Source organism: Amycolatopsis saalfeldensis (assembly GCF_900110575.1).
Classification (GTDB): Bacteria; Actinomycetota; Actinomycetes; order Mycobacteriales; family Pseudonocardiaceae; genus Amycolatopsis; species Amycolatopsis saalfeldensis.
Genome location: NZ_FOEF01000005.1, coordinates 428,085 through 439,704, shown reverse-complemented (window position 1 = coordinate 439,704; position 11,620 = coordinate 428,085). Strand labels below are relative to the sequence as shown.

The 11,620-nt window shown below is 70.8% G+C and carries 15 protein-coding genes and 1 tRNA gene; 7 read left to right on the top strand and 9 right to left on the bottom strand.

Translation table 11 applies throughout. From position 1 onward, the window contains the following. Positions 1-677: NAD(P)H-binding protein (locus BMY97_RS15450; protein ID WP_091617486.1), on the bottom strand; the 677-nt coding region annotated here is incomplete at its 3' end. Positions 678-795: 118 nt separating this feature from the next. After that, complete coding sequence (locus tag BMY97_RS15445; RefSeq protein WP_091617485.1) at positions 796-1,239, bottom strand: MarR family winged helix-turn-helix transcriptional regulator; 444 nt, start codon at positions 1,237-1,239, stop codon at positions 796-798. 576 nt (positions 1,240-1,815) lie between these two features. Between BMY97_RS15445 and BMY97_RS15440 the strand changes: the two genes are divergently transcribed. Beyond that, complete coding sequence (locus BMY97_RS15440; protein WP_091617484.1) at positions 1,816-2,127, top strand: EthD family reductase; 312 nt, start codon at positions 1,816-1,818, stop codon at positions 2,125-2,127. Between the two features lie 134 nt (positions 2,128-2,261). Here the strand turns inward: BMY97_RS15440 and BMY97_RS15435 are convergent. The 5 genes from BMY97_RS15435 to BMY97_RS15415 form a co-directional block, all read right to left on the bottom strand. Continuing rightward, positions 2,262-2,334 (bottom strand) — tRNA-Ala (locus BMY97_RS15435). A 71-nt stretch (positions 2,335-2,405) separates the two neighbouring features. Continuing rightward, positions 2,406-3,281 carry a divisome protein SepX/GlpR gene (sepX, locus tag BMY97_RS15430; protein ID WP_091617483.1) on the bottom strand — a complete coding sequence of 292 codons (876 nt, stop codon included), beginning with the start codon at positions 3,279-3,281 and terminating at the stop codon, positions 2,406-2,408. A gap of 174 nt (positions 3,282-3,455) precedes the next feature. Then, complete coding sequence (locus BMY97_RS15425) at positions 3,456-4,115, bottom strand: GNAT family N-acetyltransferase (protein ID WP_091617482.1); 660 nt, start codon at positions 4,113-4,115, stop codon at positions 3,456-3,458. Between the two features lie 11 nt (positions 4,116-4,126). Next, complete coding sequence (glp, locus tag BMY97_RS15420) at positions 4,127-5,416, bottom strand: molybdotransferase-like divisome protein Glp (protein ID WP_091617481.1); 1,290 nt, start codon at positions 5,414-5,416, stop codon at positions 4,127-4,129. Further along, on the bottom strand, positions 5,413-6,318 hold the full coding sequence (locus tag BMY97_RS15415; RefSeq protein WP_091617480.1) for a UTP--glucose-1-phosphate uridylyltransferase: 906 nt from the start codon (positions 6,316-6,318) through the stop codon (positions 5,413-5,415). Before BMY97_RS15415 ends, glp begins: the two co-directional genes overlap by 4 nt. Positions 6,319-6,342: 24 nt before the next feature. Between BMY97_RS15415 and BMY97_RS15410 the strand changes: the two genes are divergently transcribed. The 4 genes from BMY97_RS15410 to mscL all read left to right on the top strand — a co-directional run bounded on the left by BMY97_RS15410 (position 6,343) and on the right by mscL (position 8,809). Then, on the top strand, positions 6,343-6,969 hold the full coding sequence (locus tag BMY97_RS15410) for a 5-formyltetrahydrofolate cyclo-ligase (protein ID WP_091617479.1): 627 nt from the start codon (positions 6,343-6,345) through the stop codon (positions 6,967-6,969). 218 nt (positions 6,970-7,187) lie between these two features. Next, positions 7,188-7,535, top strand: coding sequence for an FmdB family zinc ribbon protein (locus BMY97_RS15405; protein ID WP_091617478.1), 348 nt, complete (start codon positions 7,188-7,190; stop codon positions 7,533-7,535). A gap of 131 nt (positions 7,536-7,666) precedes the next feature. After that, positions 7,667-8,320, top strand: a complete 654-nt coding sequence (locus BMY97_RS15400) for an SAF domain-containing protein (RefSeq protein WP_218156786.1) — start codon at positions 7,667-7,669, stop codon at positions 8,318-8,320. A 78-nt stretch (positions 8,321-8,398) separates the two neighbouring features. Next, on the top strand, positions 8,399-8,809 hold the full coding sequence (gene mscL / locus BMY97_RS15395; RefSeq protein WP_091617477.1) for a large-conductance mechanosensitive channel protein MscL: 411 nt from the start codon (positions 8,399-8,401) through the stop codon (positions 8,807-8,809). 3 nt (positions 8,810-8,812) lie between these two features. Here mscL and BMY97_RS47040 read toward each other — a convergent pair whose 3' ends face one another. Together BMY97_RS47040 and BMY97_RS15385 are read right to left on the bottom strand one after the other, a co-directional pair. Then, positions 8,813-8,983, bottom strand: a complete 171-nt coding sequence (locus BMY97_RS47040) for a hypothetical protein (RefSeq protein ID WP_091617476.1) — start codon at positions 8,981-8,983, stop codon at positions 8,813-8,815. Between the two features lie 48 nt (positions 8,984-9,031). Continuing rightward, complete coding sequence (locus BMY97_RS15385) at positions 9,032-9,532, bottom strand: MogA/MoaB family molybdenum cofactor biosynthesis protein (protein ID WP_091617475.1); 501 nt, start codon at positions 9,530-9,532, stop codon at positions 9,032-9,034. A 123-nt stretch (positions 9,533-9,655) separates the two neighbouring features. On the opposite strand from BMY97_RS15385, the gene BMY97_RS15380 reads away from it, so the two are divergent. Continuing rightward, a complete protein-coding gene (locus tag BMY97_RS15380; RefSeq protein ID WP_091617474.1) occupies positions 9,656-10,717 on the top strand; it encodes an NAD-dependent epimerase/dehydratase family protein in 1,062 nt (353 codons plus the stop codon). A 53-nt stretch (positions 10,718-10,770) separates the two neighbouring features. Then, positions 10,771-11,607: an MBL fold metallo-hydrolase gene (locus BMY97_RS15375; RefSeq protein WP_091617473.1), complete on the top strand. Its 837-nt coding sequence runs from the start codon at positions 10,771-10,773 to the stop codon at positions 11,605-11,607. The last annotated feature ends 13 nt before the right edge of the window (positions 11,608-11,620 follow it).

Below are 11,620 nucleotides of genomic sequence, written 5' to 3'. Positions count from 1 at the left end.
GCGACCGACACATCCCGGTAGACGATCGGGGTCCCCAGGACCTCGCTGAACGTCGCCGCCAGCTCGGTCAGCGTGAACGGTGCCCCACCGAGCTCATAGGTCGCCCCCAGGTGCCCCTCCTGCGTCAGCACCGCCACCGCCGCCGCGGCCAGATCCGCCCGCCCGGCCCCGCTGACCCGACCCTCGCGCCCACTGCCCAGCAACGCCCGGTACCGGGTGATCATCGGCAGCTGGTCGGTGTAGTTCTCCAGATACCAGCCATTGCGCAGGATCACGAACGGCACCCCGCTGCCCCGCAGATAGTCCTCGGTGCGGTGATGCTCGCCCGCGAGGGTCATCCGCGCGGTCGAGGCGTTGACCAGGCTGGTGTACACGACCCGGGACACCCCCGCCCGCACCGCCGCGTCGATCGCGGTGCGGGCATTCGCGAACCGCTCCCCGACCGTCGTCGTCGACACCAGCAACACCGCCTCCGCGCCCGCGAACGCCGCATCCAGCGTGCCCGGGTCGGCGAAATCCCCGCGCCGCACCGTGACCCCGCGCTGCGCGAGGCCGGCGAGGGCGCCGACGTCCCGGCCCGTGGCCACGAGCTGCGCCGGCGATGTCCCGGCGGCCAGGAGCTGCTCGACAACGAGCCCGCCGAGATGGCCCGAGGCTCCGGTGATGACAGTGGACATGAGGTTCCCTCCAAGACGGCCCGACGACCGAACATCGTCAGCTTCATTGACAATATAGTCAATGAAGCTGACCACGTCAAGGCCGTGCCGCACCCCACCCCGAGACGACCGGGCAGGCTTACCGCGCGTACGGGTCGGCGATCTCGCGCAACTGCTCCAGAATCTGCTGCAGCAACGCGAAATTACGGGTACCCAGATAGGCCTCCCACTCCGACAGGATCTCGCCCAGGGTCGCCCCGACCACCTCGACCGCCCGCCGGCCACGCTGCTCGATCACAATCAACCGCGCACGACCATCCACCGGATCCGGAACCCGGCGGACATAACCAAGCCGCTCCAGCTGATCAACCAGCACACCAGCACTTTGCTTACTCATCTGCGCCTGATCAGCCAGATCCGTCAAACGCGAACCCTCCGCGGCCACACGCTGAAACACCCGGCACTGCGCAAGGGTCCAGTCATCAAACCCCGCATCCTGCAGAGCCCGGAAAATCCGGTCCTCCATATACCGATACGGGATGAACAACGACATCCCCAGATCAATCCGCTGCTCGTCGTCCATACCGCCCAGTTCCATCACACTCTGATCCCGCGGGCTTACACCCTATGTCAACGCCGCCGATTGCCACGGACTCCGTCTTGACCGCGCGCCTCACAGCGACCCACGCACCGTCCGCCCCTCGACGCACCTGTCGTGGTTGCGGCCGGCGCCACCCCGTTGCCAATGTAGTAAGTTTATCTGACTATATGGGCACGGTCGCGGTCGACTATCGCGGGCACCGAGGACCGTCGCAGGGCATTCGTCGAAGCTGGATCAGACACCGGACTTCGCCGCGCAACAACATCGGCGCCACGGCATGCCGCTCGGGATGCAGATTCCCCACCGTTCCCACACCACCCAGCCCCGGACTTTCACGGCCGGGCGAGCTGCGCAAAAGAGGGCGAGCAGTCGTCATCCGCCGGGCAGTGATCGCTTACCCCTTCTCCCCTGCAAGTGGATGGCCTCTTCGACCTCGAGTGGCGCCGGCATTGTGACCAGTCCGATTGCCCGCGAGTGAACCAACAGAGCCGTTGCCGCGGCGCCCGTATGGCGACTTCTTGGGGTGTTATGGTCGCTCGCCGCTGAACGGAGGTTCTCATGCACAAGCTCGTGGTCCTGTACCCCAAGCCCGCCGATCCCGACCACTTCCGCGACTACTACGTGACCAACCACCTCCCCCTGGTCACGCAGATGCCCGGCCTGCTCGCGTGGCGCTACAGCTTCGACGTGACAACAACGCAGGGACAGCCGCCGTACTTCGCAATCTTCGAAGCCGAGTTCGCTGACGCCACGGCGATGACCGCGGCGAGGTCGTCTCCGCAAGGCCGCCAGGTGTCCGCCGACGTCGCCAACTACGCCACCGGTGGCGCGGTAGTCATCGACTATCCGGTACAGGACGGCATCGTCTGAGCCAGGATCCGGACGTCCTCGAAGAAGACCCGGAACGCACTCAAGCGCCTTGGCGACTAGCGCTGCTTTACTTCGCAGCTGTCACGACGACGAAAAGGCCGTCCACTCCACAGTGGACGGCCTTTGACGTGCGGTGGAGCTGAGGGGAATCGAACCCCTGACCTTCTCGATGCGAACGAGACGCGCTACCAACTGCGCTACAGCCCCTGGTAAAACTTGAGCCCTTACTTGGTGCTCGTAGAGCTTATCAGCGCGCTACGAGCACCTCGCGTCGGGGGTCACTCCCCGACGGCGCGGCGGTACGGGCCGGTCCCGGGCTCGTCGAGTTCCTCGAAGGCCGGGTCCTCGTCATCCAGGTCGACCACGACGGCCTGGCGGCGGATGCGGGACATCGGGGACGGCTTGCGCTCCACGATCTCGCGGCGTTGCGGGGCGACGACCTCGACGTCGTCCGGCTCGTCGCGCTCGGCGGCGGGGCGCGAGGCAGCGGGACGCGGGGCGGCCGGGCGTGCGGCCGGCTCCTCGTCGGCGATCGGGCGCTCGCCGGCGCGGCGCGGGGCCCGAGTGCTGCTGTAACGCGCCATCCGACGCTGCCGGATCTCGTCCTCGATGCGGACCTGGCGGCGCAGGTAGCCGAGGTAGCCGACGAGGACCACGTCCACAACAGCGTGCCCCCACCAGACGATGGGCAGCACGAAGCCCGCGAAGGCGGCCGAACCGGCGGCGACCACCAGCAGGATCACCACGATCCGCTGGCGGAAGGCGTACTTGGCCCGCGCGGCGATGTCCGCGGCTTCGGGATCGAACCCGCCTCGGCCTGGCCGGTAGCTCGCCCGGCGCTCGCGCACGGGCTCGTCCCGGACCGCCCGCGAGGGCTGCGGCAGTGGATCGGGCTCGAGCTCCTCGTCCTCGTCGAGGTCGGCGTCGAGCTCCGCCTCGAGTTCGGCGAGGTCTTCCTCCACCGAAGGCTTCGCACTTTCGGACATGGCGAACTCCTCCTGTCCCTCGTTGCGAGAGCTCCCGCTGCGCACGACCCGCGCGGCCAGCGCGGAGGTAGGCGTTCGCGCGACCTGCTGGCGCTTCCGGGCCACCATGGGCACGAGAACGACGAGCCATGCCGCGGCGAGCGCGACGATGATCACCGAACTGGGCATCCCCCGTCACCTCCCCCGATCCTCTGCTGTAGTCACGCTAGCCACAACAGTCACACAGGAGGCGCAGACTCGCCGACTTCGATCACGAAAAACCGCCACCGGATTAGGTGAATCTCACAGTATGTGGTAACGCGTGATCGGACCCCGACCCCTAGTCACCACGAAGGGTGACGGTCAGGGGTAGCCCGCGCGGCCCGCCGACACGAGGCGGGGCACGAGGCCGTCGCCGGTCTCCTCTTTCGTCACGGCGAAGCAGAGGTGGTCACGCCACGCGCCGGCCACGTCGAGGTAGCGCTCGAAGAGGCCCTCCTGCCGGTAACCGGCCTTGATCAGCACGCGCAAGCTGGCGTTGTTCTCGGGTCGCACAGTGGCCTCGAGACGGTGCAGCCCGGCGGCTTCGAAGGCGTGATCCGTCACGAGCGCGACGGCCGCCGTGGCCACTCCGCCACGCACGATTTCGGACGAAACCCAGTACCCGATCCAGGCCGAGCGCAGTGACGCGCGGATGACGTTACCCACCGTGATCTGGCCGGCGAACCTTCCGTCGACCGTGATCGTGAACGGCAGACACTGCCCGCGCCGCGCGAGCCCCCGAAGCGCCGCCCACTGCGAGGGCCACGACCAGAACGCGTTGCGGTCCGGCCACGGCCCGATGCCCGTCGGCTCCCACTGCTCCAGGTGCGCGCGGTCGCGCAGCCGGATGCGGCTCCACTCGCCCGCGTCGCGCAGGCGCACCGGGCGCACCTCGACGATCCCGGCCGGCACCCGGAGCCGTCCGGGCTTGCCCGGCCAGCCGGGATGCCGGCTCTCCACCGGGTAGGTCACGGCAGCCACCGATGAGCCCGTTACGCCCGCTGCGCGAGGAAGGTGACCTTGACCTGCTCGCCCGCCGCGACCTCGGTGAGGTCCTCGTCGACGTTGATCAGGCAGTTCGCCTCGGCGAGCGACGCCAGCAGGTGCGCCCCGGACGTGCCGAGCGGCTGGACCAGGTACTCACCGTTCGCCTCGTCGCGCAGAAGCTGCCCGCGCAGGTAGCCGCGCCGGCCCTTGGTCGACGTGATCGGCGAAAGCAGGCGCGCGCCGACGATCCGCCGGTGCGGGTTGCGGGTGCCGCGCGCGGCGCGGATCAGCGGCCGCACGAGCACCTCGAACACCACCAACGCGCTCATCGGGTTGCCCGGGATGAGGAACGTCGGCACCGAGTCCGGGCCGAGCCGGCCGAAGCCCTGCACCGAGCCCGGGTGCATGGCGACGCGCGTCATGTCGATGCGGCCGAGCTCGGACAGCGCGCCGTGCACCTCGTCACCGCTCATGCCGCCGGCACCGCCCGCGACCACCACGATCTCCGACATCAGCAGCCGGCCTTCGACGATCTCGCGCAGCCGCTTCGGGTCGCTCGACACGATGCCGACGCGGCTCACCTCGGCCCCGGCGTCGCGGGCGGCCGCGGCGAGCGCGTACGAGTTGACGTCGTAGACCTGCCCGACCGAAGGCGTGCGGTCGACGTCCACCAGCTCGTCGCCCACGGACACGATCGACACCCGCGGCCGCGGGTAGACCAGCACTTTCGCCCGGCCGACCGCCGCGAGCAGGCCGACCTGCGCGGAACCGATCGTGTCGCCCTTGCGCACGGCGACGTCGCCGATCTGCACGTCCTCGCCGGCGCGGCGCACGTAACCCGCCGACGGCACGGAACGGTGCACGCTGACCTTGGCCTGGTGGCCGTCGGTGTAAGCGGTGGGCACGACAGCGTCGGCGAGTGTGGGCAGCGGCGCGCCGGTGTCGACGCGCACCGCCTGGCCGGGCTGGAGCCGTCGCGGCTGCCGCGAGCCGGCCGGGATCTCCCCGACCACGGGCAGCTGCACCGGCTCGTCCCCGGCGGTGCGGACGTCGACGCTGCGGACCGCGTAGCCGTCCACCGCGGCCTGGTCGAACCCGGGCAGCGCGTGCTCCGCGACGACCTCTTCCGCGCAGAGCAAGCCCTGCGCCTCGGAGATCGCCACGCGCACGGGACGCGGGCGCACGGCCGCGTCCAGCGTCAGCGCGATCTGCGCGTCGACGGAGCGAAACTCCGCCGAAGCCTCGGCCGGCTCGGCGCTCTCGTCGGCCTTGGCCGCGTCGAGGGAATCCGTCATGGGCGTTCGGTCCCGATCCGTTCGGTCAGCCACGCCCGTAACGATGGCCCGTACTCGGGCGTTTCCAGCGCGAAATCGACGGCGGCGCGCAGGAAACCACCCGGATTCCCCAGGTCGTGCCGGCCGCCGCGGTGCACCACGATGTGCACGGGGTGCCCCTCGGCGATCAGCAGGGCCACGGCGTCGGTCAGCTGCAGCTCACCGCCGGCACCCGGCTCGATCCGCCGGATCGCGTCGAAGATCGCCCGGTCCAGCAGGTAGCGGCCGGCCGCGGCGTACGTCGACGGCGCGTCCTCCGGCTTCGGCTTCTCGACCATCCCGTGCACCTGTTTGACGTCGGGATCGTCGGTGTCGGAGACGTCGAAGACGCCGTACGGCGAGATCTGCTCCTTGGGGATGTCGAACGCGCAGAGGACGCTGCCGCCGTGCTTCGCGCGCACGGCGGACATGCGGTCCAGCACCCCGACGGGCAGCACCAGGTCGTCCGGCAGCAGCACGGCGACGGCGGTGTCCTCGTCCGTCAGGTTCGCCTCGGCCTGCGCGACGGCGTGGCCCAGCCCCAGCGCCTGCTCCTGGATGGCCACCTCGACGTCGAGCAGCTCCGTGGCGCGGCGGACCTTCTCCAGCAGCTCGGTCTTGCCCTTGTCCTCGAGCGTCTTCTCCAGCTCGGGCTGCGGCTCGAAGTACCTGACCACGGCGTCCTTGCCCGGCGAGGTGACGATCACCAGCCGTTTCGCCCCGGCCGCGGCGGCCTCCGAAGCGACGAGCTCGATCCCCGGGGTGTCCACCACGGGCAGCAGCTCTTTCGGCACGGCCTTGGTGGTCGGCAGGAATCGCGTGCCGAGTCCGGCGGCAGGCACGATGGCGGTTCTGAACGTCTGGGTGGATGCGGCGCCCGTCATGGGCGCAAAGCCTAACCTGGTCGCATGCGGGCGCCGGGCAATGAGCACCTGAGCAAGGCGGAGTGGCGCAAGCGGATTCTCCGGGCGCGCGCTTCGCTGAGCCATTCGGAGCACGCCGAGGAGGCGGCCGCGCTGGCCGAGGCGGCGTCCTCGGTGGCCACTGCGACCGTCTGCGCGTACCTGCCCTTCGGCACCGAACCGGGCTCCGTCTCACTGCTGGATGCCCTGGTCAGAGCCGGTTCTCGCGTGCTGCTGCCGGTGATCCCCAACGCCCCCGGCCCCCTCGATTGGGCGGTCTACACCGGTGCCGGGGAGCTGGTCCCGGGGCGGCTTCGCGGCGTTCGCGAACCGTCCGGAGCCCGGCTCGGCGTCGAGGCGGTGGGAGCGGCGGAAGTCACCCTCGTGCCCGCGCTCGGCGTGGACCACCGGGGCGTCCGGCTGGGCCGCGGCGCCGGCTACTACGACCGTTCGCTGGTCTTCGCGGCCCCGAGCGCGTCGCTGCTGGCCGTCGTCCGAGCCGCTGAGCTGGTGGAACGCCTCCCTGGCCAGGCGCACGACGTGCCGATGCACGGGGCGCTGACCCCGGCCGGCCTGATCCGGCTGCCCCGGTGTGAGGCGCCGGACAGCGTCGAGCCAGGTCCAGACCTTTAAAATAGAGAGGGGAACGCCTCACGGCGGCCGGCGTTACCTTCGTCACGTCCTCGCTGCGCCGCCCGGGGCATCCGGGCGCGGAACAGGCACGGAGCGCCAACCCGCGCGAACGGTCCGCACGACGGGTCGATACCACGTTTGACCAGCGCGGGAATACGCCGGTACCGTTTATTGCTAGCACTCTCGTCGGACGAGTGCCAGCGCATGGAGGAGCACCAGTGCCCACGTATCAGTACGCCTGCAAGGAATGCGACCACCGGTTCGAAGCAGTGCAGTCCTTTTCCGATGCGAGCCTGACGGTCTGCCCCCAGTGCTCCGGCCCGCTGCGCAAGGTCTTCAGCTCGGTGGGCGTCGTCTTCAAGGGCAGCGGCTTCTACCGCACCGACTCCCGCGAGGCCGCCAAGTCGAGCACCTCGGCCACGCCGACGAAGAGCGAGGGCAAGTCGGAGACCAAGTCCGAATCGAAGTCCGAGTCGAAGCCGTCGGCCAAGTCGTCTTCGGACAGCGGCAGCTCCTCCCCATCGTCCTCCTCGGGTACGACGAAAACGGCTGCCGCCGCTTCCTGATCCCCGGTTTGTCCACACGGGGGTAGTTGTCCACAGATCGCGGATCCGCCCCTTTCGGCAGGCCGTCCAGCGTCCCTAACGTCGGTTTCGTGCAGCACCACGCCGCACGAGGAACCGACGAGGGGACGACCGTGGACACCTTGCTCAGCCGCCTTCCCGCGCTGCCCGATCTGAGCCGGCTGCGCGGCCGCCGGGCCCGGCTCGTGCGCCGCTGGCTCGCCGCGGCCCTGCTGCTGGCCGGCTCGCTCCTCTTGATCCACCCCGCCTCCGCCCGTGGCGCACCCGGCACCGCCACGGTCGTCTCCGCCCGCGATCTGCCCGCGGGCGCCACCCTGCGCGCCGCCGACCTCCGGCTCGCCGACCTGCCGGACCGGATCCGGCCCACCGGAGCGCTCGGCCGCATCGACGAGGCCGCCGGCCGGCTGCTGTCCGGCGCCGCGCGAGCCGGGGAACCCCTCACCGACGCCCGAGTCCTCGGCATCCCCGGCACGGGTGAGTCCGGCCGGGCGGCCGTGCCCGTCCGGCTCGCCGACGCGGGCGTCGCGGACCTGCTCCGGCCCGGCCAGCACGTCGACGTCGTCGCGGCGCCAGACGCTCTGCATCCGGCATCTGTGCTGGCCGAGGACGTAAGCGTGGTCACCGTCAGCCGCCCGGAGGCCGGCGGCGGGCGAGTGCTGGGGCCGTCCGACAAGGGCCCGCTGGTCCTGCTCTCACTCCCCGTGAGCGTGGCGACACAGGTGGCTGCTACTTCGCTGGAGCGACCCGTTACGGTTACTCTCCGCTAACCCGTTTCGGTTCCAGCGGGCGACGCCGTCCCCACCGAAGTGAGCGGCCGGATCCCGCCCCCAGCTTGAGGAGTGACAGTGCTGAAAGGCTTCAAGGACTTCCTGATGCGCGGCAACGTCGTGGACCTCGCGGTCGCGGTGGTCATCGGCGCCGCGTTCACCTCGATCGTCACGGCGTTCACGACCGGCCTGATCAAACCGCTGATCAACGCCATCGGCGGCAGTGACGCGGCGCAGGGCCTCGGCTTCAAGATCCTGGGCGCGAACCCGTCCACGTTCATGGACTTCGGCGGCGTGATCAACGCGGCGATCAACTTCGTGATCGTGGCGGCGGTCGTCTACTTCCTGATCGTGCTGCCGGTCAAGCACCTGCAGGAGCGGCGCAAGCGCGGCCAGGAGCCCGGCCCGGCCGAGCCGACCGACGTGGAGCTGCTGATCGAGATCCGCGACCTGCTGCGGGCACAGGCGACCGGCAAGAACGGCAGCTGAGGGTCACCGGTCGTGATGCGGCGGCCGGTTCTCGAGGTACCAGGAGTCCGGGGTTTCCCGGGCCTGGCCTCCCTCGTCCCGCTCGTCGGAGGTCGTCTCGGGCAGCACGTCGCCGAAGATCTCGTCGATCCGGCGGCGGGCGGCCTCGGCGTCCCGTCGATCGTCACGCGGCATGGGTCCATCGTCCCACCCGCTGTTTGACAACTGCAGAGAGATACGGCTCTAGACCTCTTCGAGGCCGGAGAGCTCGTCGATCACGTGCGGCACGAGCGAGGAGAGCGTGGCCATGCCGTCGCGCACCGCGGCGCGCGAGCCGGCCAGGTTGACCACGAGCGTGCTGCCGGACACGCCGGCGAGGCCGCGGGAGATCCCGGCGTCGACCGCGCCCGCAGCGAGGCCGGACGCGCGCAGCGCCTCGCCGATGCCGGGGATCGGCCGGTCGAGCACGCCGGAGGTGGCGTCGGGGGTGCGGTCGCGCGGCGAAACGCCGGTGCCGCCGACGGTGATCACCAGGTCGGCGCCACCGATCACGGCCGTGTTGAGCGCGTTGCGGATGCCGGCGGTCTCGGCTTCGACCACCACCACGCCGTCGACGATGAAGCCGGCCTCTTCGAGCAGCTCCGTGACGAGCGGTCCGGTGTTGTCCTCGTGCTCCCCGTGGGCGACCCGGTCGTCCACGATCACCACGAGGGCTCGGCCCAGCCGCTGTGCGCTCCGTTCCATGCCGACACCGTATCCGGTGAAGGCACCTCTCCGCCGCCGCGGGGCCGGTCATTTCTGACGATTCGGTGACGTGGTCCGGTTCGGCCGCGCGCGAGGCCGGTGGTTCGCCCTAACGTCAGGCGGGTGCGCGTACTGATCACCGGCGGGGCCGGGTTCATCGGCTCCCACATCGCCGACCAGCTGGCCGATTCGGGCGACGAGGTCGTGGTGCTGGACAGCCTGCTGCCCACCGCCCACGGCTCCACCGTGCCACCGGGCTACACCGGGCGGCACCGGTTCCTGCGCGGTGACGTCACCGACCCGGAGCTGGTGGCCGAGCTCCTCGACGGCGTCGACGCGGTCTGTCACCAGGCCGCGGTGGTCGGGCACGGCATCGACCCGTCCGACGCGCCGTCGTACGCGTTGAACAACGACTACGGCACGGCGGTGCTGCTGGCCGGCATGCACGCGGCCGGGGTGCGCAAGCTCGTGCTCGCGTCGTCGATGGTGGTCTACGGCGAGGGCCGGTACGAGTGCCCGGAGCACGGGATCGTGCCGCCGTCGCCCCGTCGTCAGTCCGATGTGGACGCAGGCCGGTTCGAGCCGGCCTGCGGGGAATGCGGCGCGGAACTCGGCTGGCGGCTGGTGCCGGAAGACGCGCCGCTGATGCCCAGGAGTACTTACGCGGCAACGAAACTGGCGCAGGAGCACCTCGCGGGCGCGTGGGCGCGCCAGACCGGCGGCACGGTCTGGGCGATGCGCTACCACAACGTCTACGGCCCGCGGATGCCGCAGAACACGCCGTACGCCGGGGTGGCTTCGCTGTTCCGCTCGTCGCTGGTCCGAGGTGAGGCGCCGACCGTGCTCGAGGACGGAAGGCAGCAGCGGGACTTCGTGCACGTCCACGACGTGGCCCGGGCGAATGTCCTCGCGTTGCGCACCGAAGGCGCGGAAGGCGAAATCACGCCGCTGAATGTCTGTTCCGGACAGCCGCACACCGTCGGTGAACTGGCGGCGGAACTGGCCCGCGCCTGTGCCGGACCGGCGCCGCGGATCGCCGGCGGAGCGCGGCCGGCGGACGTCCGGCACGTGGTCGCCGACCCGGCCCTGGCGCGCGAACTGCTGGGCTTCACGGCCGAAACCTCGTTCGAGGAAGGCATAACCGCCTTCGCGACCGCGGAGCTGCGCGCGCCCGTCGGCGGTTGAGACGAAGGTCACTTCCCGGAATCAAATCGGGCGCGCGGGTCTTGGTGCAGGGCATGCGGTCCATCGAGATGGGGAACATCGAGATCCATGCGCTGGCCGACGGCCGGATCCGGCTGCCGACGACCTTCTTCCCGGGACTCGACGTCGGGCGGCACCCCGACGTCGTCGCGCCGGACGGCACGGTCCACGTGCCCACGGGCGCGTACCTGGTCCGCGGCGGCGGGCGGACGATCCTGGTCGACGCCGGGCTCGGCCCGCGGGAAATCGGCTTCGCCGAAGGCGTTCAGCCCGACGACGGCGACATGGGCGCGGGCGGCGGGCTGCCGCTGGCCCTGAACGAGGCCGGGGTCAGCCCCGCGGACGTCGACACCCTCCTGCTGACGCACCTGCACTCCGACCACGTCGGCTGGGTAGCCCCGCACGGGGTGCCGTACTTCCCGAACGCCGAGGTGCGCTACGGCGAGGCCGACTGGGCGGAGGTGGTCGAGCCGGCCGGGCGGCACGACTGGGCGCGAATCGGCCTGGAAGCCGTGCGCGCCAACGGAAAGCTGCGCCCGTTGCGCGGCGACGTGGAGCTCGCGCCGGGCATCACCGCCCGCCACGCTCCCGGGCACACGCCGGGCCACTACGTGCTGGACATCGTCTCCGAGGGGCGTCGCGCGGTGCTGCTGGGCGACGTCCTGCACACGCCGGCCCAGCTGGCCGATTCCGGCATCCGCTCCAGCGCCGACACCGACCCTTCGCTCGCGCACTTCACGCGCCAGCGGTGGCTTCGCGAGGTCGAGGGCACCGAAACGGTCATCGCGCCGGCGCACTTCCCCGGCATGCAGTTCTTCCGGGTGAGCGCCGATCGGGTGGCCCAGCCGGTGTCCGCGGTCTCCGCCGGCTGAGGACGGTTCGCCG